24 protein-coding genes are annotated in these 22,917 nt (G+C 46.1%); 7 read left to right on the top strand and 17 right to left on the bottom strand.

The window, feature by feature from the left end:
- Positions 1-353: 353 nt before the first annotated feature.
- Positions 354-2,606, top strand: coding sequence for an AraC family transcriptional regulator (locus CXK86_RS00330; RefSeq protein WP_076252461.1), 2,253 nt, complete (start codon positions 354-356; stop codon positions 2,604-2,606).
- A gap of 129 nt (positions 2,607-2,735) precedes the next feature.
- Here the strand turns inward: CXK86_RS00330 and trmB are convergent, their stop codons facing one another.
- Positions 2,736-3,491: a tRNA (guanosine(46)-N7)-methyltransferase TrmB gene (trmB, locus tag CXK86_RS00325; RefSeq protein ID WP_076252463.1), complete on the bottom strand. Its 756-nt coding sequence runs from the start codon at positions 3,489-3,491 to the stop codon at positions 2,736-2,738.
- Between the two features lie 152 nt (positions 3,492-3,643).
- Positions 3,644-3,844, bottom strand: a complete 201-nt coding sequence (locus CXK86_RS00320; protein ID WP_036610190.1) for a hypothetical protein — start codon at positions 3,842-3,844, stop codon at positions 3,644-3,646.
- Positions 3,845-4,283: 439 nt separating this feature from the next.
- Between CXK86_RS00320 and mnmL the strand changes: the two genes are divergently transcribed.
- The 4 genes from mnmL (at position 4,284) to CXK86_RS00300 (ending at position 8,011) form a co-directional block, all read left to right on the top strand.
- On the top strand, positions 4,284-5,237 hold the full coding sequence (gene mnmL, locus CXK86_RS00315) for a tRNA modification radical SAM protein MnmL/YtqA (protein WP_036669734.1): 954 nt from the start codon (positions 4,284-4,286) through the stop codon (positions 5,235-5,237).
- Positions 5,238-5,822, top strand: coding sequence for a tRNA 5-(aminomethyl)-2-thiouridylate-methyltransferase MnmM (mnmM, locus tag CXK86_RS00310; protein ID WP_036610195.1), 585 nt, complete (start codon positions 5,238-5,240; stop codon positions 5,820-5,822).
- A gap of 189 nt (positions 5,823-6,011) precedes the next feature.
- Positions 6,012-6,989 (top strand): type I phosphomannose isomerase catalytic subunit, encoded by a 978-nt coding sequence (locus CXK86_RS00305; protein WP_076252465.1) that lies wholly within the window; start codon positions 6,012-6,014, stop codon positions 6,987-6,989.
- Positions 6,990-7,030: 41 nt separating this feature from the next.
- Complete coding sequence (locus tag CXK86_RS00300; protein ID WP_101313293.1) at positions 7,031-8,011, top strand: alpha/beta fold hydrolase; 981 nt, start codon at positions 7,031-7,033, stop codon at positions 8,009-8,011.
- A gap of 126 nt (positions 8,012-8,137) precedes the next feature.
- Here the strand turns inward: CXK86_RS00300 and odhB are convergent, their stop codons facing one another.
- The 6 genes from odhB to CXK86_RS00270 all read right to left on the bottom strand — a co-directional run bounded on the left by odhB (position 8,138) and on the right by CXK86_RS00270 (position 15,752).
- The gene (gene odhB / locus CXK86_RS00295; protein WP_076252469.1) at positions 8,138-9,409 is read right to left on the bottom strand and encodes a 2-oxoglutarate dehydrogenase complex dihydrolipoyllysine-residue succinyltransferase; all 1,272 of its coding nucleotides are present in this window, start codon (positions 9,407-9,409) and stop codon (positions 8,138-8,140) included.
- Between the two features lie 5 nt (positions 9,410-9,414).
- Complete coding sequence (locus CXK86_RS00290) at positions 9,415-12,288, bottom strand: 2-oxoglutarate dehydrogenase E1 component (protein WP_047842236.1); 2,874 nt, start codon at positions 12,286-12,288, stop codon at positions 9,415-9,417.
- A gap of 634 nt (positions 12,289-12,922) precedes the next feature.
- Positions 12,923-13,357 carry an NUDIX domain-containing protein gene (locus CXK86_RS00285; RefSeq protein ID WP_036610206.1) on the bottom strand — a complete coding sequence of 145 codons (435 nt, stop codon included), beginning with the start codon at positions 13,355-13,357 and terminating at the stop codon, positions 12,923-12,925.
- On the bottom strand, positions 13,358-13,855 hold the full coding sequence (locus tag CXK86_RS00280) for a GNAT family N-acetyltransferase (RefSeq protein ID WP_036610208.1): 498 nt from the start codon (positions 13,853-13,855) through the stop codon (positions 13,358-13,360).
- Positions 13,856-14,215: 360 nt separating this feature from the next.
- Positions 14,216-14,725 (bottom strand): 8-oxo-dGTP diphosphatase, encoded by a 510-nt coding sequence (locus CXK86_RS00275; protein WP_076252471.1) that lies wholly within the window; start codon positions 14,723-14,725, stop codon positions 14,216-14,218.
- A 238-nt stretch (positions 14,726-14,963) separates the two neighbouring features.
- Positions 14,964-15,752, bottom strand: a complete 789-nt coding sequence (locus tag CXK86_RS00270) for a DUF3891 family protein (RefSeq protein WP_076252473.1) — start codon at positions 15,750-15,752, stop codon at positions 14,964-14,966.
- Between the two features lie 195 nt (positions 15,753-15,947).
- Between CXK86_RS00270 and coaA the strand changes: the two genes are divergently transcribed.
- Both coaA and CXK86_RS00260 read left to right on the top strand, forming a co-directional pair.
- Complete coding sequence (gene coaA / locus CXK86_RS00265; RefSeq protein WP_076252475.1) at positions 15,948-16,877, top strand: type I pantothenate kinase; 930 nt, start codon at positions 15,948-15,950, stop codon at positions 16,875-16,877.
- A gap of 64 nt (positions 16,878-16,941) precedes the next feature.
- Positions 16,942-17,304, top strand: a complete 363-nt coding sequence (locus CXK86_RS00260) for a DUF423 domain-containing protein (protein ID WP_076252477.1) — start codon at positions 16,942-16,944, stop codon at positions 17,302-17,304.
- A 69-nt stretch (positions 17,305-17,373) separates the two neighbouring features.
- Here the strand turns inward: CXK86_RS00260 and CXK86_RS00255 are convergent, their stop codons facing one another.
- From CXK86_RS00255 to CXK86_RS00215, 9 genes are all read right to left on the bottom strand, one after another.
- On the bottom strand, positions 17,374-17,925 hold the full coding sequence (locus tag CXK86_RS00255) for a histidine phosphatase family protein (RefSeq protein WP_076252479.1): 552 nt from the start codon (positions 17,923-17,925) through the stop codon (positions 17,374-17,376).
- A gap of 24 nt (positions 17,926-17,949) precedes the next feature.
- A complete protein-coding gene (gene murI / locus CXK86_RS00250) occupies positions 17,950-18,732 on the bottom strand; it encodes a glutamate racemase (RefSeq protein ID WP_076252481.1) in 783 nt (260 codons plus the stop codon).
- 247 nt (positions 18,733-18,979) lie between these two features.
- Positions 18,980-19,366: a hypothetical protein gene (locus CXK86_RS00245; protein WP_076252483.1), complete on the bottom strand. Its 387-nt coding sequence runs from the start codon at positions 19,364-19,366 to the stop codon at positions 18,980-18,982.
- Positions 19,367-19,433: 67 nt separating this feature from the next.
- The gene (locus CXK86_RS00240) at positions 19,434-19,652 is read right to left on the bottom strand and encodes a hypothetical protein (RefSeq protein ID WP_076252485.1); all 219 of its coding nucleotides are present in this window, start codon (positions 19,650-19,652) and stop codon (positions 19,434-19,436) included.
- Complete coding sequence (locus CXK86_RS00235) at positions 19,652-20,320, bottom strand: GNAT family N-acetyltransferase (RefSeq protein ID WP_180361701.1); 669 nt, start codon at positions 20,318-20,320, stop codon at positions 19,652-19,654. The genes CXK86_RS00240 and CXK86_RS00235 overlap by 1 nt, the downstream gene beginning before the upstream one ends.
- 50 nt (positions 20,321-20,370) lie before the next feature.
- On the bottom strand, positions 20,371-20,742 hold the full coding sequence (locus tag CXK86_RS00230) for a hypothetical protein (RefSeq protein WP_306068580.1): 372 nt from the start codon (positions 20,740-20,742) through the stop codon (positions 20,371-20,373).
- An 88-nt stretch (positions 20,743-20,830) separates the two neighbouring features.
- Positions 20,831-21,715 (bottom strand): serine/threonine-protein kinase, encoded by an 885-nt coding sequence (locus CXK86_RS00225; protein WP_076252492.1) that lies wholly within the window; start codon positions 21,713-21,715, stop codon positions 20,831-20,833.
- Entirely contained in the window at positions 21,712-22,290 is a 579-nt protein-coding gene (locus tag CXK86_RS00220; protein WP_076252494.1) for a GNAT family N-acetyltransferase, read from the bottom strand. The genes CXK86_RS00225 and CXK86_RS00220 overlap by 4 nt, the downstream gene beginning before the upstream one ends.
- Positions 22,287-22,868, bottom strand: coding sequence for a DJ-1/PfpI family protein (locus tag CXK86_RS00215; RefSeq protein WP_076252496.1), 582 nt, complete (start codon positions 22,866-22,868; stop codon positions 22,287-22,289). Before CXK86_RS00215 ends, CXK86_RS00220 begins: the two co-directional genes overlap by 4 nt.
- Positions 22,869-22,917: the final 49 nt, after the last annotated feature.

Here is a 22,917-nt window from a genome sequence, read left to right as displayed (position 1 = left end):
TGTAGATGCTCTCTTCACTCACGAATACTGAAGCTTCCCGTCAGAAAATGAACGATTCTGCGAAATGAACTATGAACAAAACGAACGAACCATGAAATGAACAGACATCGACACACATCTGTTCACAAATGTTGATATCGTGCATAGGCTACACCTAGTGAACAATCCAGCGAAAGCTGAACTTTATGTAGAGAAAACAGGCAAAACAACCTGTCCATCATTGATGTAAACGCATACATAATATATAATTCAAGTTACTCTTGCTCTTCTGCTCATCCAACTATGAAGCCTCACGTATGTATATGAAATTCTATGTTGTTCACCCAAAACAGGAGGTTCGAGGGGGAAGAAGAATGCGTAAACGTTCAGAGGACAGTCAAAAGGTCTTCACACGGATTCTGATCGGCATTATTATCAGTACCGTCGCTACCTTACTTGTGGTTTCTTCTATTTTGTACGTCAACTATAATCGGATTGCTCTTCGTCAGGTGTATCGTACAGATATGAACAGTCTTACTCAAACCAGCCGTGAAGTGGCCAAAATGACCGAGACTGCAAAATCATTGTCATATCAGATTTATCAGGACTACACCATCTCTTCATTACTGCTCTATTCCAAACCAAATATTTATGAGATCACATCGGCGATGGAGCAGCTAGACAACTACCGTATGTCCCTTCCCTTTATCGAATCCATCTATGTATATAACTCCAAAAGCAATGAATTCTTTATCAGTTCCGACGTGCGCAATGGGCAGCAGTCCGTCTCGGAGATCGATGATCAGGGGATTACAAGCATCCTCCAACGCTTCCATGACTATAAACCTTTTGTGCCCATCCCGCGTACATATCAGGTCGGCTCTACCGAAGCAACAGAGGTTAACAGCTACACCTATCTCTGTTATGACACAATTAATGATAACGCGAAGCTAAACTATGCTGTCATCGTTAATATCAAGGATGATTGGCTCAGTCCAAATATGAATGCTGTGGATCAACCCGGCAAAACCTTTATCGTGAATGAGAATGGAGACCTTTTATCTGACTTTGGCGACCGTGCATTGATGAAAAATCTCTCCAGCGAAGCTTTTATGAAGCCAATTTTGCAGGATACGGGGCAATCAGCTTACTTTACCGAGAAGGTCGACGGAGAAAAATCTCTCATCACCTATACCGCTCCCGATGACCTAGGTTGGCGTTATGTAAGAATAACACCTTATGATCTGATTACCTCAGATATACGGAGTATGCGCACACATACCGTTCTGTTTTGTGTTGGACTTTTCTTCGCAGGGTTACTGCTCTCTTACCTTGTGTCCCGAAAACTATATCACCCTATTGATAAGGTGCTTGTTCGTTTACGTGTAATGGAAGCAGAGCGACGTGGCAGTCTTCATTTGTTACGGCAGGATTTTCTACGAGGGGCCCTACAGGGCCGCGAAACAGTAACTGGAGGTATGCTGGAAGAACGGATGAAGTTCTATGGTTCCTCCATTGATGTTCAGCGTGCATCCAGACTGGTATTGCTGCGTATTGACCATTTTACCGAATTCAGCGAAACGTATCGTGATGAGACCCAACTTGTAAAATACGCCATGATGAACATCTGCACCGAGACAGCCGATCTCCACTACAATGCGGAAGCTGTGGACATGGGCGGTGATCTGATCACACTCATCTTCAATGAAAAAGCGGAAAGCCATGAACTTGAGCAACCTGCTCATAACCGGATCGAAGAGCTGCTACGTATGATGCAGGCAGCTGTAATGACCCATTTGAAATGCTCCATCTCCTGTACGATCGGCACGGAAGAAGATTCATTGGAAGACAGTATTGCATCCTACACCAGATCAGCCGAAGCCTCACTGCATCGTTTGTTCATGGGACCGGGCTGTCTGATCTATACCTCTGACATCATGGCTTATCACGCCAAGGAGTACGCATTCCCAGCAGGTAAGGAAAGACAACTTGTTGATCATCTAATGACAGGTAAGACGCAAGAAGCAAAACAAGTCTATGCAGATATCGTGGGCGAAACAGCTGCATATCCATTTACCGTCTTCCAGCTAGCCTTATCCCATCTGACGATGACACTGAACCATGTACGAAATACCCTCAAGAAGAATAATCAACTCACGCTTGATTCAGTCTCGGATGGTCTAATGCTGCCTGTCAAAGACGCGGAAGACATCAGTGAAGTACATGAACACTTCTATCGGATGTTTGATGAGCTTGGTTCCAAAGTCGAGGAGAAACGTACACTGAAGCACGAAGAGTTGATTCGTAAAATCAATGGCATTATTGAGCGGGACTATGCGGACCCCAATCTATGTCTAACTTCTATCGCAGATGAGTTGGGCATGTCGCCCATCTATGTAAGCAGGCTCTACAAACAGCTCACCCTGAAAGGGCTCACGGACGTAATTAACGAAACCCGCATAGCCAAGGCCCAGCATCTGCTGGTGGAGACAGAAAACTCCGTTGCCGACATTGCCGAGAGGACCGGATTCACCAACAGTTCATACTTCTATCGCATGTTCAAAAAGTTCAATGGGGTTACACCAAACGATTATCGCCGCAAAGAATTTCATTCAGAAAACTTTTGAAATCATCCCAGACTTGAGTTTATGGAGTAATGCACATCGATTGTTAATGCAGAAAAAGAGCGACCTATGAGAATGAATCATTCACCTCATGTGTCGCTCTTATTTAATGAGTTTAAGTTAGATTTCGATTTATTCCTGTTCCTGATCTTCACCAGACTCATCCGAAGCTTCACGAACTTTATACTTGTCCAGACGTGTCTGCTGATACTCACGCAGGGCCTCTTCACCCACAATCACTTCAACCCGGTGAATGTTCATACCTTTACCCATGAATTTCTGCTCGTACTCCGTCATCACATGTTCTTCATTCAAACCATCACGATGCAGATTCAAAGAAATATTGGTCATTTGTAGGCCGAAGTCGGCAATGGCGTTGAGTGAGAAATCAAACAGCGTCTCCGAATCGGTTTTGAAATGAATCTGACCTTTGGGATTAAGCAATTCCGTGTATTTCTTCAGGAAGCGCGGATGCGTCAACCGACGACGTGCATGCTTTGCTTTTGGCCAAGGATCACTGAAGTTCAAATAAATGCGCTCCAGTTCTTCCGGTTCAAAAACTTCTTCGATCTGTTCGATATTTGCCAGCGCAAGCTTCAGGTTAGGGGGTGTCTCCACATCAGCCTGACTCCACGCATTACGAGCTTTCTCACTGGCACGACGCACCAGTTCATCATACATATCAATACCGATGAAATTAAATTCCGGATATTTATAACTCATTTGGCTGATAAATTGACCTTTACCCATACCAAATTCCACGAAGATCGGGTGATCATTGCCAAACAGTTCAGACCATTTTCCTTTATGTTGCTTGGGGTCCAGTACAACAAGATCAACTTGTTGCTCCAGATTTTCTCTTATCCCTTTTCTGCCACGTAAACGCATTTTATTCCTCCGTTTGTCCCATACTTGTCTCAGACTTATTTTGCCGAAGAACTGGCAAATTGTAAAGAGCAATGAAAAGGGAATCTTCGGATCTGCCACTTTGGGCAAATCTCAAAGATTCCCTCTTCGATTTATTTGGAATTGGGGTCCAACTACTTTAGTAGTTCATAGTCTACCTTATCTTGGTGTGAAAAATCAAATGTCTTTTCGAAAGCATCGCGAACTTTTTGTCTTGCAGCCGCTTTCACTTTCGGATTTCCATTAAAACGAACACCTGTTAAAGCCAGTGCTTCTTCTGCCGTCAATTCAACAGACACATGATTCAACTCATTGTTTTTAACTTGGGAATTCATTCATATCACCTCACGGTATAGTATGGTCCATGACGTCAACGTTGATTCAAATGCTATGATGAATAATACCCATTAGATGGTGTCTGACGCTGATTTAAATATAACATAAGGTGTAAACTATAGCAAGGAGAAAACCTTGATTTTACGGCCTATTTTTGCGTTTCGATTCCCTTTTTTTTTAGTTTTTTGATACAATGATAAAGTGAGCATTTTGCATAAATCCCATAAGCGTCTTCCAATCAGCAAGATATGGATCAGGATGCTTTTTCCTGTCCATATCTTGTACCCGTGAGCGATTGAAATCGAATAATGCAAAATGCTAAAGTTCATGAAGACACCTATAATCGCTATCCATCGTCTATGACGGAAATCGCATAGCGCTTCTTCTTTTGTTCACGTATGATTACGGTAATTCGACAGCCAAAGGAGTACCCTGAAGATGAATGCACCTGCATTACAGTCCCCTCTCCTGTGGGGAGATAAACGATTCCATACCTGGAATTATGAGATGCGAGATCAATTTAACAATAAGGTTTTCAAAGTGATGCTGGATGCTGGATTCACCTGTCCCAACCGCGACGGTTCCATTGCCAAAGGTGGTTGCACATTCTGCAGTGCGCGTGGATCAGGCGATTTTGCTGGCAGCAGACGTGAAGATCTGGTCACCCAATTCAATACAATTCGAGATAAACAGCACCTCAAGTGGCCTAAAGCCCATTATATTGGCTACTTCCAAGCCTATACGAATACGTATGCTCCGGTTGAGGAGCTGCGCGAATATTTTGAAGAAATTCTTGAGCAACCCGGTGTTGTTGGTTTGTCCATCGCCACTCGCCCGGACTGTTTGCCAGATGACGTTGTTGATTATTTGGCTGAACTGAACGAGCGCACCTACCTGTGGGTTGAGATGGGGCTTCAAACCATCCATGATTCCACATCAACATTGATTAATCGCGCGCACGACACGAAGTGTTATGAAGAAGCGGTTGAGAAACTGCGCAAACGGAATATACGTGTGTGCACACATATCATATATGGTCTGCCTCAAGAGACACATGAGATGATGCTGGACACTGGACGGGCAGTTGCCAATATGGATGTACAGGGAATCAAGATTCACCTGCTGCATCTGATGCGCAAAACACCAATGGTGAAACAATACGAAGCTGGTCTTTTACGTTTTCTGGATCAGGACGAGTATATCAAGCTGATCGTAGATACACTGGAGATGCTTCCACCGGAAATGATCGTACACCGTCTTACAGGCGACGCACCACGTGATCTGTTGATTGGACCGATGTGGTCCATGAACAAATGGGAAGTGTTAAACTCCATTGATCGTGAGCTGCGAGAGCGGGATTCATGGCAAGGTAAGTATTGGAGGCGAGCATAGATGGGCTTTCTTTCGGTTCTCAGCTGTGCGCATCAGTGGATTGCTTCCCGTCTGCAGCCAGGTGATCTGGCGATAGATGCAACGGTGGGTACAGGAGCAGACACACTATTTTTGGCACAACAAGTAGGCAGGCGTGGTCAAGTCATTGGATTCGATATTCAAAGTGAAGCCCTCACGCTGGCACAGGCCCGGATTCGAAAACAAAATGATGAAGCCAAGCTTGGCTCCATCTCCATGCTTCAACTAAGCCATGATCGAATGGCAGAAGCAGTTCCTGAGTCATGGCTTGGTACGGTTGGTGCAGTTATGTTCAATCTGGGGTACCTGCCTTCAGAAAGTGCAGATTCCTCCATCATCACCGAGACTGACAGCACGATCGCTGCACTCGAGGCTGCACTCGCTTTATTACGTCCTCGCGGAATTATTACGGTTGTGCTCTACCCCGGTCATGACGGAGGGGCACAGGAAGCAGAAGCTGTATTGGACTGGTCCTCTGCGCTGCCGGTGGAACAGGCACAGGTTGTGATCTATCGCCAATTGCAGCGAGAAACTTCTCCTTTTCTGATCGGAATCGAGAAAAAATAATTTCCTTTGTTCACCAAATACAATAAACTAGACACAATCGCAAGGCGAGCTATTAACGGCTTTTTCTTACTGCGATCTGTGTTCTACATCTACATATGCAAACGTATTCACTTGTTTGCTCATGGCGACTACATGCCCATGACTGATTAAAGCGATCCACCATTTCATATACTAGAGGAGAGATTACTGATGTCTACGCCATACCCATTACAATTCCAACCTGAGTTCAAAGAACGTGTGTGGGGCGGTCGTGCGCTGGAGCAATTCGGCCTTACGCCCCCTGAAGGACATATCGGAGAAGGATGGATGATTGCAGATCATCCCAACGGTACAACCAAGGTATTAAATGGAGCACTGGCTGGCAAGGGTCTGGATGAAGTTCGTGAACAACTGGGCACCGAATGGCTTGGAACCAAAGGTGTCTCTGAAAAAGGCGGCCGTTTCCCCCTTCTGATTAAGCTGCTTGACTGCAACGATGACCTGTCCGTTCAGGTTCATCCAACAGACGATTATGAGGCACTTCCTCCAGGCGAGCTTGGCAAAACAGAAATGTGGTATGTACTCGACGCAAAACCGGGCGCACACATCATCTATGGCTTGAACGAAGGCGTTGATCGGGCAACATTAAAAGAAGCATTGGAAAACGGCACGGTGATGGATACCCTTCGTCAGGTACCTGTAGAGGCCGGCGATACGTTCTTTATCCCTGCCGGAACAGTGCATGCGCTCTGTGCAGGTGTCGTTGTCGCTGAGATTCAGCAAAACTCGGATACGACGTACCGCATATACGATTATAATCGTCCAGGGCTGGATGGTAAACCACGTGAGTTGCATGTTGAAGACTCATTAAATGTCACCGCCTATGAGGGCGCAGGTGCCTCAACGATGAAAACAAATAACGCTACTCCTGGTGAATGGCTCAAGCTTGCGGAATGCCCTTATTTTGTAGTTGAAAAAGGTATTGTGAATAAACGTTGGGAACTCTCCACCAATCCTGACAGCTTCACGATTCTCGTTGTCTGTGAAGGAGAAGGAACTTTGGAGTGGGCACATGCTGAATCAGACAGCATTGAATTGAAAGCTGGACAATGTTATCTCTTGCCAGCCAATCTGGGTTCTTATACATTGAACGGGAATACCACTGTTCTTCGCTCTTATCTGCCCTAAATCAAGCTTATATGTAACCTGTGAAGGAGGAATTACACGAGATGCAGGAATCTACCTTTGCCTTGGTCGCTAGTGAAGGTACCCGTATTCATGTGTACCGCTGGCTTCCCGATCCGGAATGCAACGTTAAAGGTGTAGTGCAAATTGCACACGGCATGGGCGAGACAGCAGCCCGATACGCCGAATTTGCCGACATCCTTACCCAAAATGGCTATGCGGTTTATGCCAATGACCATCGGGGTCATGGCAAAACTGTGGAGAATGCCAAGTTGCTTGGTAATGCTGGTATCGATGCCTTCCGCTGGATGGCGAGTGATATGATCAATCTGGGCGAAGTAGCCGCCAAAGAGAATCCTGGGGTGCCCCTATTTCTAATGGGACATAGCATGGGCTCATTCTTGGTACAACATCTCATGTACGCTGGTCATGAGCAGTACCATGCCTTTATTTTATCCGGGACAAACGGCAGACGCGGTCTGCTCCGGTTTGGAGAGAAACTCGCCTTTTTACAATGCGGCATTCAGGGGGCTACCCACCCCAGCATGCTGCTCAACGCGATTGTATTTGGTGGATTTAATCGCTCTTTCCGCCCTGCAACGACACCGTTTGATTGGTTGTCCCGGGACTCACAAGAGGTTCAGCGATTCATTGATGACCCCCTGTGCGGAGCAGTCTGTACAGCAGGCTTTTTCCGCGACTTCTTCAAATTGCTGCTTGAAGTCCATCTTCCACACAATATGGAGCGCATACCCAAACACAAACCCGTATACCTGTTCTCAGGTGAGAAGGACCCTGTCGGACTTCATGGCAAAGGCGTTCTTAATCTGGTCTCGCAGTATAAGAAGCTTCGGCTGGAGAACATTGAGTATCGCCTGTATCCGGATGGACGGCATGAAATGCTGCATGAGATCAACCGGACAGAAGTGGCTCAGCATGTTGTGAACTGGTTAGAGCGGAATACCTCTGGCCCGAATACACACTCTAGTCCGTTGAACCTGACTGAGACGGCTGACTCTATATAATAGAGTCGGAGACATATCAAGAGCAAAAAGAAACCCCTGAATCGGATGTACAGCTCACGCTGCGCACCAGTTCAGGGGTTTTCTTGTTAAGCGATATGAATAATAGCTATAATCAAACGTTATGGATTAACCTTCAATTAACAGGGATTCCGGGTCTTCAAGCAGTTCTTTCACGGTTACGAGGAAGCGAACAGCCTCACTACCGTCGATAATCCGGTGATCGTAGGACAACGCGATGTACATCATTGGACGGTTCTCCATCCGTTCTGCATCAATCGCCACTGGACGAAGCTGGATCTTATGCATCCCCAGAATACCCACTTGAGGTGTATTCAGAATTGGCGTAGACAACAAGGAACCAAATGTTCCACCATTGGTGATGGTGAACGTTCCACCTTGCAGATCAGATAACGCCAGCGTGTTGGAACGAGCTTTGGATGCCAGATCCGCAATGCTCTTCTCGATCTCGGCAAAGCCCAGACGATCTGCATCACGCACAACCGGTACAACCAGTCCTTCCTTCGCAGATACGGCGATGCCGATATCATAATACTTTTTGAGTACAACATCTTCGCCATCAATCTCTGCGTTAATTGTAGGGAACTTTTTCAGAGCCCCCACAACCGCTTTAGTGAAGAAGGACATGAAGCCCAGGTTAATCTCATGTTTCTCTTTAAACTTGTCCTTACGGCGTTTACGTACATCCATGATGGCAGTCATATCAACTTCATTAAACGTAGTCAACATGGCTGCTGTCTGCTGAGCCTCTACCAGACGTTTCGCAATGGTTGCACGACGGCGAGACATCCGCTGACGCTCCACTGGTTTGGTATAGGTAGAACTTCCAGCTGCCGGCGCACTTGGTGTTGCTGGAGCTTTACTCGCAGGTGGAGCAGCAGGTGCAGGCGCCTGATTGTTATGGCTCTTCACATCATCCTGGTATACCCGTCCAATCGGATCTTTGCTCTGAACCTGATCCAGTTCGATACCACGTTCACGTGCAAGCTTACGGGCAGACGGTGAAGCCGTCTTGGCACTATCGGATGACTCCGGTGCTGCCGCAACAGGTGCTGGTGGTGGTGTTGGAGCTTCAGGTGCAGGAGTAACGGCCTTTTTCTCTTCAGCTGCTGGTTCGGAAGCGGGTGCACCGCTTCCTCCTCCAGAACCAGCTGAGAGTGTACCGATCGTTTCACCGATCACGACCGTCTCTCCTTCCTGACGAATGATCTTCTCCAGCACGCCACTTTCTTCTGCGCTGATCTCAATATTTACTTTATCCGTTTCCAGTTCAAGAAGCACATCACCCTGATTAACGGTATCCCCTTCTTTAACCATCCATCTGGATACAGTTCCCTCAGTTATTGACTCACCCATTGCAGGTACTTTAATTTCACTCACAGCTGTTACCTCCCCAGTGGAATATTATTCTTCGTCGTTTGTTTCAACGCAGATGTAATAATCTGTTGCTGTTCCATACTATGCACAAGCTGATAACCGCTGGAAGGACTTGCGTGTTCCGGGCGACCTTCGTATCTAACGGTTGTGCCTTCCGGGGCAACTTCACGAAGACGAGGCTCCATGTATGTCCAGGCACCCATGTTTTTGTTTTCTTCCTGTACCCATACCAGTTCTTTTACATTGCTGAAACGTGCGAGTATGCGTTTAATCTCTTCTGCCGGGAACGGATATAGCTGTTCCACTCGAATGATGTGAAGCCATGACCAATCTGCTTTATCTTTTTCAAAAGCATCTTCCAGGTCAATGGCAATCTTGCCACTGCACAAAATAATGCGCTCTACGCGATCCGGCTGTGTACCCAGTCCGGCTTGCTCCAGCACAAGCTCAAACTTGCCTTCACTGAATTCGACTGCCGGTGAAGCAACACGCGGATTCCGAATGAGACTTTTCGGTGACATCATCACAAGTGGACGAGCATCTTCCGTTTCAGTCAACGAAGCTTGACGACGCAACAAGTGGAAGTACTGCGAAGCACTCGACAAGTTGGCAACCGTCATGTTGTCTTCTGCACAAAGCTGCAGGAAGCGTTCCAGACGAGCACTTGTATGCTCAGGTCCCTGACCCTCATTCGCGTGTGGAAGCAACATGACCAGACTGGATTTCTGAGACCACTTGGCACGACCCGCTGATACAAACTGATCAAAGATAACCTGTGCACAGTTGGCAAAGTCACCGAATTGAGCTTCCCAGATGACCAGTGTATCGGGTGAATATACGTTATATCCGTATTCGAATCCAACAACGGATTCTTCAGACAACGGACTGTTATAGATTGCAAAGGATGCTCTTGCCTGTGGCAAGTGATGTAATGGGCAGAACTTTGCTCCATTCTCCGAATCATGCAACACCAGATTCCGATGAGCGAATGTAGCACGCTCGGCATCCTGTCCACTAATCCGAATTGGCTTGCCATCTGCCAGAATGGTTGCAAATGCGAGTGTCTCCGCAAGGCTCCAATCCACTTTTTCCCCTTCGTTCAGGGAAGTGCTCCGGCGTTGCAAAATTCGCTGTAACTTCGGATACACATTGAAGTTCTCAGGCCATTTCAGCAGATCGGCATTAATGCTGCGAAGATTCTCAAGCGGTACCGCAGTCGGAGTAATCGTAACAGCCTCCGGCTCACTGATTTTCCGCTGATAATATTCATGTACTTCATTTTTCTTCATCTGGTCATAAGCTTCTTTTAATTTGTTCGTTACTCCATCGCGAATGCTCGTAATGGATGCATCATCGATAATCGATTCCTCTTTCAACTGATCCTGATACAAGTGGCTTACCGTTGGATGGTTTTTCACCTTGTCATAAACGATAGGTTGAGTTGTTTCGGGATCATCGGTTTCGTTATGGCCGTAGCGACGATAACCGATCAAGTCGATCAGGAAATCCTTTTTGAAGCGATTGCGATACTCGGCTGCCATACGAATGGCTGCAATACAAGCATCCGGATTGTCCGCATTCACGTGTACAATCGGAATTTCGTACCCTTTAGCAAGGTCACTTGCGTAGTACGTTGAACGGGAATCACTGCTATCTGTAGTGAAACCCAGACGATTGTTGACGATAATATGGATGGTTCCGCCATTCTGATATCCTGGCAGAGCTTTGAAGTTAAGCGTCTCTGCAACGATCCCTTCTCCAGGGAATGCTGCATCACCGTGCATCAAAATGGTAGCTGCCTTCGTCACGTCTTGCTTCGGATATCCAGGGTCACGACGGTCATCCTGAGCGGCACGAGCAAACCCTTGTACAACCGGATTAACGTATTCCAGATGGCTCGGGTTATTCGCCAGAGTAAGGCGTGCCTGCACAGTTTCCCCGTCTTTCACAAAACGGTTGGCACCCATATGATATTTGACATCCCCCGTCCAACCGTAGTTGATCCCAGTCGAACCTTCCGATGGAACCAAATCTTTGTTCGGAGCATGATGAAATTCAGAGAAAATCTTGCTGTACGGTTTGCCCAAAACATGAGCCAGTACATTTAACCGTCCACGGTGGGCCATACCCATCAGAATGTGGCTTGATCCGGCTTCTGCCATGATGCGAACAGCTTCATCCAGCATCGGCACAAGCACATCGTTACCTTCGATGGAGAAACGTTTCTGCCCAACAAATGTTTTGTGAAGATAATCTTCAAATTGCTCGACTTCAACCAAACGTTCCAGCAAAGCCTTACGTTCTTTCGGCGTAAGTGGAGCCGGTGATGTCCGAGATTCCGCACGACGATTCAGCCACTCACGCTCTTGAACTTCGTGCACATGACTGAATTCGTATGCCATGGGTCCAGTGTATATCTGACGCAAACGTTGGATTGCATCCCATCCGGTTGCTGTCTGCCCATCTGCACCTTCCCAGATCAGGGAAGCAGGCAAAGCTTTCAGATCTTCTTCGTTTAATTCAAAATGCTGAGGTTCCAGCAAAGATGTGTCTGTATCTTCACTGATTCCAAGCGGATCTATATCTGCAGCAAGATGACCATAGGTGCGGATGTTCCATACCAGTTTACCCGCTGTAACCGCTTTCTGTAATAGTTGAATGTCTACGCTTCCGGAAGCCGATTGGGCGTTGCCGGAATTCAAGGTTGTGCGTGCATCCCTGCCAGACATCGGCGGTGCACCCCATTGTTCAAATAGTTCACGATAAGCCGGTGTAACCGAACCAGGGTCTTGAGTGAATAATTCATATTGTTCCTGTACGTATCCCATATTGGGGCCATAGTAACTTTCCCAGGGCTTCTTGTTGCCTTCCACGATCGTCATCGACGTTCCCTCCGTCTTGATTTAGTCATAAGTTTTTGACGGAAATCATTGACTAAGCCGTAATTTGCGTTCGTTCAACATTTTAAGCGAAATTTTTCATGAAGTCCAATAATCGTGCTGTTGGTGGTAGTAACGTTAGTCCGACGCTCCCGTCAAGGTTTGTCTGCGTTTTCAAAATCAAAGTAAAACAATGATTGTATATACCGTCGCACAGATGTCGAATACTGTCCTGATCCGTTCGAAGGTTACACTTTCTCCACTTCTTCAAGTGAAGTCCATGTTCTACTATCTATTCTATAAACTTTTACGCTCAGGAGCATTTCCTATTTTTAGTTCAATTGATGCATAAATTAGATGAATCGAATAAATCGATCAATTTGGGTAGAACAACGAACGCTTAATTACAACAAAATAGGCATACGATCTCCCATTTTACCTCCTTAATTGAATTGTGGTCCATTATGTGCAAAAACAAACCGTCAAGTTAAACATTAACCATTTGACGTCACATTCAACAAATAATTAGGGTTTTCTTCAGGAGACCCACAGCAAAAAGCTGGCCCAGACATAAATTATCCGAGCAGCTTCTTTGGATTCATCAAATTTAAGTTAACAATAAAGTTGAGGATGCACATTAAGATGTACTTTTGCTAATCATATACTCTGCAAACGGCGTTAGGGAAAGATCTCTAACTTGCTCCAGTGTAAACCAGTCCGCGCCCAACGAATCTTCACCATCGGGTTCTTTTTTGATATGATCCGGCTGACTGGCTGCGGTCAAAACAACATCATACAACATCCCGATATGGTGCAACTCTTCCGGCTCACCTTGATACACCCATTCCAGTACCGTAGACTCCGCAGAACGAATCATCACTTGTAGATGGGTCAGGCCCGTCTCCTCTTCAATCTCACGATGAAGAGCAGTCTCTGGCTGCTCGCCAAATTCCAGCCTTCCGCCTGGTAAATCCCATTGCCCCTGATATGCTCCGCGAGCCTTATGAATCAACAGGAATTGGCCCTCCCAAGCTACCAAGCCATATACCCCAATATGTGTATGCCGATTCACTTAAGGACTCTTCCTTTCGTTTTCATCCTCTGTAACAGCATCCAGATCTATGGCCATACGGATCATATCCACACAGCGGATACCATCCTCTATAATCTCTTCCTCATAATGCCTCACAAAGAAGTCACGATCAACCCCGATAATGCGGAAACCGCAACGTTGGTATAACTTCAATTGATGAAAGCTGGAGTTTCCCGTCCCAATCTCGAGAATTCGGCATCCCAATCTACGTGCAGCTTCCATCGCTTCCTTAATCATGTGTTTGCCTACACCTTGTCCCTGCAGTTCTTCCTGTACGGCAATATTAACAATCTCCGCAGTCTCTGGACGAGTCTTCAACAATACGAACTCCCCAACCATCTCTCCTTCATACTCGGCAATAAAACAAACACCCCGACTCAGGTATTCATCCACAATTGCTTTTGAAGGATCAGCCATCAACAAAAGTTCGTAGGGTCTCTCTTCTTCCCAGTCCAAAATCCGGAACGACAATTTCATGCCAATCTCCACCTTTTCATCGTACAATATTCATTTACGTTCTGTTTGCAGAAGCCTATGTATGGCAAATCCACAAATATATCATTCTTCATTTCAACAAACTAGTTTACTCAATCTATTAATCACACACTATTACCCACAGACTAGTCATCTCCTATAAAAATAGTAAACTTCATTATATCATAATATTTGGATATAAATATATAGATATGGATGATACATTATGAGGCATTATTTTTTATCCTAACCCAAGCTTAAATGCTCATGAATTAATTTCCATTCCCCATCAAGCGGCGCCGCAATGTATCCTTGCAGGGCATGCTGGTATCCCATGATTTTTCCTCCTTCTGACGGTTTAACTTATCGGGTCCCACTCTGTTCAAGTACGGAATCGCTATACACCATAAATGTTTCTTGCAACGTACGTCCGGATGATTTCTCCCAGATCACACTCCGCTCAAAAGTGCCTTTTTGGAAAAAACGTGGGAAACGTTCAGCGAACCAATCCTGCATAGGCAGCTCAAAAACCCGCTTCATCGGCACCCATAACAGCTCGCCTTCGGGCGGATCTTGCAATAACCGACCCTCGAATGAAGTCGCCAAATAGTTAAATACCATGTACCGCAATCCTTGTTCGGGATCACAGAACTCATCAAGCCCTTTATATGTAATCTCATTAACTATTAGCCCTGTCTCCTCCAGAACCTCCCGCACGGCACCATCCACGATACTCTCCGGAAAATCTACCTTCCCCCCAGGAGCGATGTATCCCGGAAATCCTTTGCGGTCCGGCCGATTCATTAACAGCACCTGATCATTCGTTTTGTCCCATACCATACACATCGTTAATATCTCTATTCTAGTATCCATATTCGTCCTCCTGCTAACATGCGTTTCTCTGTTGTACACTAACATTTCTGGGAATAACCTGTGTTTTCCTTCTTTATTCCCACTCTGATTCATTCGTATTTTCACCGGTCTCACAGTATAGTCTATGATGATATATATGCATACGAAAGGCGGACGCCCTGTACACCTGTACATCAGAAGCCCGCCTGTTTTGTTATATTCTATGCTGCTATTTCCTCAAGCCTGGAGTTTCCAGTTCTCAGTGCAATTCCGTAATCAACACCCGGCGTTCCTTCCATTCAGCCCGGCGATAAGCCTGTTGCATACCAAATTTGCGGATACTTGCCTTTGGTACCGATTTATATGGTAAAACGATCGTAAAGTCCTCATCAAACGGGAAAAAAGACAGGCCTACTTTTTCATTGGATAACCACTCTGCCTGAATCGGTTGTCTGGAACAGGCATCAAATGTACAACTGAGCCCTTCTGCAAAAAAATCATAACGCGCAGCAGGTGTTCCAGGTTCCTCCATACAGAGAAACAGACTGAGCTGATCACAGAAAAGCATAATCTCCACATCACTTTGCAGCCTCTTTTTCAGTGCTTCAGCTTCACCACCAAGCTGTTTCTCCCAATCCAGCTGACGTTCGTGTTCTTGCTCCAGATAATCTCGGATGTCATCATCATCCTGAGCATTGGCCCCCAGATTTTTCTGAAATAGCTCCGTGTACATTAAGCTACACAATAATCCGGCGTAGAGGTTTTTCTGACGAACTTCTTCAATCCCTTTATGGTAGAATACAAAACGCGGACGCAATGGAAAGTCACGAAACGAATACGGCGATTGACTGTAATCATTCCAGAACGGAGATGAATCCAGTTCAATCCAACCACGGTCATGTTCCTTGGCCGCTAGAATCAATTCATCCCGATGCGCAGCATCGGCTAGTAATTCATTTTTCCAGTGGGAAGCCATCTCTCCGGCTACTAATCCATGCTCATGCTGTGCAGTCAAAACAAAATCATGCTCTCTCTCATATACGATCATTTGCTGTCACCCTTCCGCATGGTATACGTTGACTTTAACATAAATTGGGTTAAACTTTCCTAGTAAGTTGTTTTTTGCTCCATTTTGACGAAAGGCATTATGAAAGGCACAATGTAAAGGTGTTGTCAGTTTCCTGAAATTTGATACACTAAAGGTTGTGTCCACAATTATATTACATACAGAAAGCGGGATCTCATGAATTTATACTCTCCTTACATCGAGTTTAACCGCAAGGAATGGGCTGAACTTAAAGAACATCAGACCACTCTTCCACTGACGGAAGCCGAATTAGAACAGTTAAAGGGATTGAATGAAGAGGTATCGATTCAAGAAGTCGAAGATATATATTTGCCTCTTACCCACTTTATTGACCTATATGCAAGAGTTTCACGAGAGCTGAATCAACTGACGGCCTCCTTTATGAAAAAAGAAGCCCTCCCCACTCCCTACATCATTGGAATCGGGGGGAGTGTTGCCGTGGGCAAAAGTACAGCGGCCCGCTTACTACAGGCACTGCTCGCCAGAGGTAAGAATAGCCCGAAGGTTGACCTTGTCACAACCGACGGTTTCTTATATCCCAATGCGGTGCTGCAAGAGAAGGGCATCATGAACCGCAAGGGATTCCCGGAAAGTTATGATATCAAATCCCTGATTCACTTCATGGGTGATGTGAAATCTGGCAAACCCGAAGTGAAAGCACCCGTCTACTCTCACCTCGCCTACGATGTCATTCAAGGAGAAGAGAAGCAGATCTGTCAACCGGATATTCTCATTATTGAAGGTATCAATGTACTTCAGATCAAAAAGGAAACGCCTTTGCTGGTTAGTGATTTCTTCGATTTTTCCATCTACATTGATGCGGAAGAAGAGCATATACGACACTGGTACGTTGAGCGTTTTAAGCTACTCCGCAATACAGCGTTCCAGAACACAGATTCCTTTTTCCATCAACGATTCGCCAATATCGATGAAGAAGAAACCGTACGTACGGCCAACCAGATCTGGCAAGATATCAATGCCAAAAACCTGCATGAAAACATTTTGCCAACCAAAGGACGTGCCAGACTGATTCTGAAAAAGGAAGCCGATCACTCCATTGGGCAGATTCAATTGCGCAAACTGTAGACAACACTCGTGCAGTACACTTTGATGTTATATCTAATTACCCTTAAAAGGAGAGAAAAACACATTGCAAACCCTGATTATACTCGGCAGTATTATGATGTTCCTGGCTGTTGCATTGGGTGCTTTTGGCGCACACGCGCTCAAGCGCAAACTATCCGCTGACATGATCAAAATCTATGAAACCGGTGTTCAATATCACCTCATCCATGGACTTGGGATCATCCTGATCGGACTGCTGGCAGACCGCCTTGAATCCTCTTCGCTCGTCATGCTTGCCGGGTGGCTGATGTTCGCCGGAATCATCCTGTTCTCTGGCAGCCTGTACGTTTTAAGTGTTACGGGTGTTCGCAAATTGGGAGCCATTACCCCACTTGGCGGAGTCGCATTTTTGGCTGGATGGGTTATGATCATGATTGCCGCATTGTAAACTTGCCCCGTGGATAAACGAAAAGAGTGTTCTGGCTGATATAATATCGCTGGAGCACTCTTTTGCTGTTTAATCTGTCCACATTCTTCGAATGGTGGACAGCCCTGCATCCGGTCGTTGTCTCTCCAGCACATACACATCCGGGTTAGACAGTTTGCTCCACTCTTCATAACCAAAGGATGGTTCATACTCACGAATAAGCAGTGATAACAAGTTTCCATGTGTAACCACGGCCGCGTGCTGTTCCGGTCTGCTCCACAACTCTTCCAGTAGTGCCAGCCCCCTTGCAGCCGCGTTTCTCGAAGATTCCCCGCCTTCTTCCACCCAATCCACATCATCGTATGTACGTTTCAGTACATCCATCCAGTTAGACAGATCAAGAGAGCTAAGTATCCTCTCCTGGAGACGTTCATCCGTATGTATATGTTGCAGCGTTGCTATGCCCAGTGGCATAGCCGTCTGAACAGCCCTTTTCCATGGACTGGAGACAATATACGTTATGGAATGATGAGCCAAGATATCTGCAAGTTTTTCAGCCTGCCTGATCCCTTCATCTGTAAGCTCTGCATGGGGTTCCTGCCCTGTGGCCTTGGCGTGACGGATAAGATAAATCGACTGCATAGCTATCACCTCCTATGGTGTAACTTACTTGGAGTTCATCTCAAGATATTGAAGTGCACTGTACATCTTCTCCTGCTCTTCCAGTCGGCCTGATGAACTGAGGAAAGTGACTTCTTTCCCTGTTCTGTCTCCATGTTGAGCCACCAGTCCAAGCTGCTGCTTCAGATGGTTCACCGTGCCTGTACTGCCATCAATAATCTGTATATGATCGGGCAGAACCGTGCGCAGAATGGACGTATAGAATGGATAATGCGTGCAACCAAGCACCACTGTGCCATACCCATGAAGATCGAGATCTGCCAGCTTCAACCTGAAATAATCAGCGATTTTGTCCGGTTCAAAATGTAGTTGTTCACACCACTCCACAAGTTCCGGCAGCGCAATGGAATCCACACTGTGGTGATCATCAACACGCGATACCAGTTCGTTATACTTGGTTTGGCTCAAGGTGAGGGCCGTGGCAAATACAAGCACTCTCTTTCCACTATCACGATTCATCTCCACGGCTGGTTTCACCGCAGGCTCCATGCCAATGATCGGGATATCGTACTTGGCGCGCAGATCCTTCACAGCCAGACTTGTTGCTGTATTACAAGCAATCACTATTGCTTGAACATCCTCCTGAACGATGGCTTCCACACAATCAAAAATATGTCCTCTAACCTCATCCGCAGATTTGGTTCCATAAGGGACATGCAAAGTATCCGCATAATACAGAAATTGTTCTTCCGGAAACTGTTGTAATGCCTTATGCAAAACGGTTAAACCACCGATGCCTGAATCAAAAAAAGCAATTTTCTTTTTCAAGGATTTCACCTCTATAATGTATTCTTTCGGGTTCCAAGAACCTCTCAATGCTGCTCATGCTGACTGGAGGTGAGGTTTGTACTTCCGGCTCATCACACACTACAGTGCTTGACGGCTTGCGGGAACCATTCCGGTTACGGATCGTTCTTCTAATCGGAGACAAAGGCGAACGCTATCGCTTCTTCAGAATCGATTCCGCCCCCTCTATTACTTCCGCTAAGTCAGGTACTATAGAGAAGATAAACCATTATTCTACGTTCATTTTATACTGCTTGAGCCAGTCCTTGCCACTATGCCACGCCTCTACAGGGTTATGCTCTCCGAGCAGTTCAGTACTTGCCTGAGCCATGATCCATTCCTTGAGACCATTATCCGGACTGGATTCGAGCTGCTGTAACAGGAAAGGCAGTCCTGCCTCACCCGTATTCAAGATGTCGTCGTAAGCCTCCCGGTTACCACCAATATAATCATTGGGATTACTGCTGGTCACGAGGACAGGGTCGCTAACCATCTGCTGCAACTTGCTTTCAATGGTTTCTGATAATGCTTGGTCTTCTGTCCGAGTCGAACATGCTACTACCGTCAAGGCTGTGCATACGGATAACAAACCCAGAATCAGTCTTCTGCTATTCACTGTGCCACTCCTTTCAACAATGAGTTAAAACAACAGATCCGGCTTTCATGCTCAAGCCCCCGGCCAACTACAGAACAAGTTCCCATTGTTCTTCGGTAAGCTCCTGACCTGACAACATCTGCTTGCGGACTTCCTTCACTTCAAAGCCCACAGATTGATATAATCTACGCGCGCCATTGGTGATAAATTCAGCAAAGCTATGATCATAATTATACTCGTTTCGATAAATTCGGATATGCGCTTCAATGACATACTTCAGATCCTTTTGTACGAAAGTGCGAATCATCAGACATCACAGTCCTTCCTCAAATCCACAGTTGTGATACTGAAATCCACACCGAACTGAATTAATCCGAGTTTACGGGCAACTTGCTGTGAAGCAAGATTATCCCAAGATGTACTGTAGATTGGCATGCGTCCACGCTCCTTGACATAATACTGCCAGCACTTTACTGTCTCCGCTGCATATCCATGTCCTCTATAACCGGGTGCCGTATACAGACTCGCTTCCGCCCCATGATCGGAAAACCTTGCGGAGCAACACACTGCCACAGCAGAATCCCCAATAACATAAGCGGCAACAGGGCTTTTTTCATATAAGTAGTCTGTTAATTCAGGGAAATGCTCTGCCAGCAAATAACGCTGCTCCTGACCAATCAACTGAACCTTCTGATTCCACTTGTAAGATATCTCAGGAAAAGCATAGGCGGGTCCCATCCACACACGGTTAACTGGCTCAAAGTTCTCCACCTTTCGAATCAGTTTCGGAATATCCAATGGAAGCTCGCAATCCTTCCCCAACTCATCCATTAGATCCGGCGGTAACTGCTCATGATAATAGATCAGTGAACCAGCAGAAGTCATGCCGATAAAAATGGCTGGAGCCTGCCCACCACCCGGCTCGTTGATGCTTAATAGACGCTGCTGCTCGTTAATACTATATAAAGTACTCACCTGTATTTTCAACATTCCCATAGACGACAGGTTGGATTTTGGAACCATAACTATGAAGTTAACCTTCGCAATAATCGTTTGCCTACACTGCCTTTACCAGCTTCCTGCTGCTCCAGAAATTCGGATAATTGACGTAATTCTGCAGGTCGATATCCAGCCCCGCACCCGCAATTATGATAGGTAAAACCATGACGATACAGCATCATCACTTTGGTCCATTGTTTGGTATCATTTTGCTTGGGCGCCTGGAAATCCTGTCCCATGCTGACCATAGACTTGGCACATTGCGGGCATTTATATTCAAGTTGTGCCACCACCTCAGGGCTCAGGTCATGTCTGGAAACTTGTTTAAATGATTTGCGACAAATGAAACATGCATAGATGTCTTTATATGGTCCTGACAAGGCATATCTGCACATCATCTGCACCCCCTTAATAATTTCCATTATACGGGATTTCACACACATATACGAATGGATTTTGCATATTTGCGAAAATTCCACCCACTCACTATTGACCTTTAATCGCGGCTTGTTTCCAGGAGTCACCCAATTCCGCAATCGTTGCGTACCGCTCGGACCGATCATCGCTCACTGCACGTATCACAACCTGATACAACGCTTCTCCGGCATCCCATCTGGCATAGGAACGATCTTTCTCCCCGCCAAGCAAACCAAACGCCATTGCCCCCATATTGAATACATTGGTAACAGTATCTACGGGTGCACCTAGCTCAAACTCTTCGGGAGACATAAAGCGGGAAGATCCCCACATACGACCCATGGTATTGATAAAAGAGCCCTTCCGATACAAGTCGATATCACAAATTTTCATAAAGTTTCTGTCAAAATCATAGATCAGACTGCCATCATACAGATCTACAGCCACATAGCCTCTTCGTTCCACCTCGATATGAAAATCCAGAATCTGCTCCATTGCCTGAATACTTGTCTGCACTGGGAGTTGTCTGAACCGATAGTAGGGCGAACGCGGATCTTCATATTTGGCCGGAGGCGGAAAATACCAGTGGGAATGCAAACACTCCCCATCCACCCAATCGAATACACAGGCATACCCCTCATCCGTTGCAAAATGATCCGTTAGTCGAATCAACGTGTCATGCGCCAAATCTTCGTAAACGGAAACAGATGATTTCAGATTACGAATGGCTTCCGGGGGACTTCCCGTATGATTCGCATGAATTGTATGTGCTCCCGCATATTTAACGAACAATCGCTTTCCATCCTTTTGCACAATACCAAAAGAGAGATTCCCTGAATCCTGCTGATCGAATACGCGAAAGACCGTACCCAAGGGCTGTAACCAGTCGAAAGAATGAGACTCTTTTAAGACAAAGGAAACACCGTCGATCTCAAGTTCAAATTGATCTGTCATCGGACTCCTCCTGTGCTGGTATCTTCATTCAATGTTGAATGCTCCGTGTAAAAGTAATTCATATGCGCCTCATCATATCCCTGACCGTTGACTTCCAATGCGTTACGCTCGATGCCGAAAACTTCAAATCCATATCGCTCGTATAAACGTCGGGCTGATTCATTCGTTGTCACTACACTCAGATTAATCTGCTTGATGCCTTCCAGATGTCTTCCACGATCCAGCACCTCGCGGAGCAAGAGCGAAGCCAGCCCACTTCCCCGATATGGCGGAGCAACATAGACGCCCCAGATCATGCCTTTGTGCCTGAGCTTTAGGCCATATTCTCTTTTGAAACCCATCATTCCCGCCAAGGTTCCTTCTTCTGTGTATGCTCCCAGAATATAATCATCCGGTTCATTATGTATGCGCTCCTGCACTTCACTCATGGGGAGTTGAATGGACAACTCGAACGAAGCCCCGAAGGCTTCAGGATGTGTTTTCAGTGCTTCCAGTCGCAAAGGCCAGTAGATGTCTGCTTCATCCCGCTGAATATTGCGAATGATATAAGTCTCTTGCTTGCGATCTGCATTCATTCTTCGACCACTCCCTGCATCTCATAAGGATAATCGATCTGAAGTTTTACATTCGCTGCCGCTTCCTGTCCTGCAAGCAACCCAACAACATAAATCCCAAGGTCAATGGACGTGGCCACACCACCGGCAGTAATTACATTTCCATCTTTTACAATCCGCTTCTGAATCACCTCGGTGACATACGGCTCAAGCAAATTATATGCACGGGGATGTGTTGTTGCTTTTTTGCCGGATAAAAAACCAGCCGCACCCAGCAGCAGAGAGCCTGTGCACACCGAAACCTTCAAAGGCACAGACTCAGCCTGTTTCAGCCAACCTACAAAGGTCTCGTCATATCGAAGCTTGCGCGTTCCCATGCCTCCGGGGATAAACACGAGATCATATTCCGATAGGTCAGGCTTCACTCGATCCACCTTCAATGTTAGACCAGACTCATCCGTGACCTGGTCTGTCATGGCACAGGTTTCCCACGTCGTTCCTTTGGTAGGTTCAAAGAAATTCAACCGATTGATCACATCATAAAATCCTGCAAAATCAAGGAAAGTCAGTCCATCAAACAAAACGAATGCCATTTTCATTGGTAACCTCCGCGTTTTAATTTGGAGCATCCTGATTATGTTTCTGATT

Source organism: Paenibacillus sp. BGI2013 (assembly GCF_002843485.1).
GTDB lineage: Bacteria > Bacillota > Bacilli > Paenibacillales > Paenibacillaceae > Paenibacillus > Paenibacillus amylolyticus.
Note: the sequence above shows the minus strand (reverse complement) of the source record. Positions and strands in the feature narration are given on the sequence as shown.

Excerpts from the sequence above, each read along its gene's own strand:
- CXK86_RS00330 (WP_076252461.1), top strand. The coding sequence starts at position 354 with ATGCGTAAACGTTCAGAGGACAGTCAAAAGGTCTTCACACGGATTCTG.
- trmB (WP_076252463.1), bottom strand. The coding sequence starts at position 3,491 with ATGCGTTTACGTGGCAGAAAAGGGATAAGAGAAAATCTGGAGCAACAA.
- CXK86_RS00320 (WP_036610190.1), bottom strand. The coding sequence starts at position 3,844 with ATGAATTCCCAAGTTAAAAACAATGAGTTGAATCATGTGTCTGTTGAA.
- mnmL (WP_036669734.1), top strand. The coding sequence starts at position 4,284 with ATGAATGCACCTGCATTACAGTCCCCTCTCCTGTGGGGAGATAAACGA.
- mnmM (WP_036610195.1), top strand. The coding sequence starts at position 5,238 with ATGGGCTTTCTTTCGGTTCTCAGCTGTGCGCATCAGTGGATTGCTTCC.
- CXK86_RS00305 (WP_076252465.1), top strand. The coding sequence starts at position 6,012 with ATGTCTACGCCATACCCATTACAATTCCAACCTGAGTTCAAAGAACGT.
- CXK86_RS00300 (WP_101313293.1), top strand. The coding sequence starts at position 7,031 with ATGCAGGAATCTACCTTTGCCTTGGTCGCTAGTGAAGGTACCCGTATT.
- CXK86_RS00290 (WP_047842236.1), bottom strand. The coding sequence starts at position 12,288 with ATGACGATCGTGGAAGGCAACAAGAAGCCCTGGGAAAGTTACTATGGC.
- CXK86_RS00280 (WP_036610208.1), bottom strand. The coding sequence starts at position 13,855 with ATGAAATTGTCGTTCCGGATTTTGGACTGGGAAGAAGAGAGACCCTAC.
- CXK86_RS00275 (WP_076252471.1), bottom strand. The coding sequence starts at position 14,725 with ATGGATACTAGAATAGAGATATTAACGATGTGTATGGTATGGGACAAA.
- CXK86_RS00270 (WP_076252473.1), bottom strand. The coding sequence starts at position 15,752 with ATGATCGTATATGAGAGAGAGCATGATTTTGTTTTGACTGCACAGCAT.
- coaA (WP_076252475.1), top strand. The coding sequence starts at position 15,948 with ATGAATTTATACTCTCCTTACATCGAGTTTAACCGCAAGGAATGGGCT.
- CXK86_RS00255 (WP_076252479.1), bottom strand. The coding sequence starts at position 17,925 with ATGCAGTCGATTTATCTTATCCGTCACGCCAAGGCCACAGGGCAGGAA.
- CXK86_RS00240 (WP_076252485.1), bottom strand. The coding sequence starts at position 19,652 with ATGATTCGCACTTTCGTACAAAAGGATCTGAAGTATGTCATTGAAGCG.
- CXK86_RS00230 (WP_306068580.1), bottom strand. The coding sequence starts at position 20,742 with ATGATGTGCAGATATGCCTTGTCAGGACCATATAAAGACATCTATGCA.
- CXK86_RS00225 (WP_076252492.1), bottom strand. The coding sequence starts at position 21,715 with ATGACAGATCAATTTGAACTTGAGATCGACGGTGTTTCCTTTGTCTTA.
- CXK86_RS00220 (WP_076252494.1), bottom strand. The coding sequence starts at position 22,290 with ATGAATGCAGATCGCAAGCAAGAGACTTATATCATTCGCAATATTCAG.
- CXK86_RS00215 (WP_076252496.1), bottom strand. The coding sequence starts at position 22,868 with ATGAAAATGGCATTCGTTTTGTTTGATGGACTGACTTTCCTTGATTTT.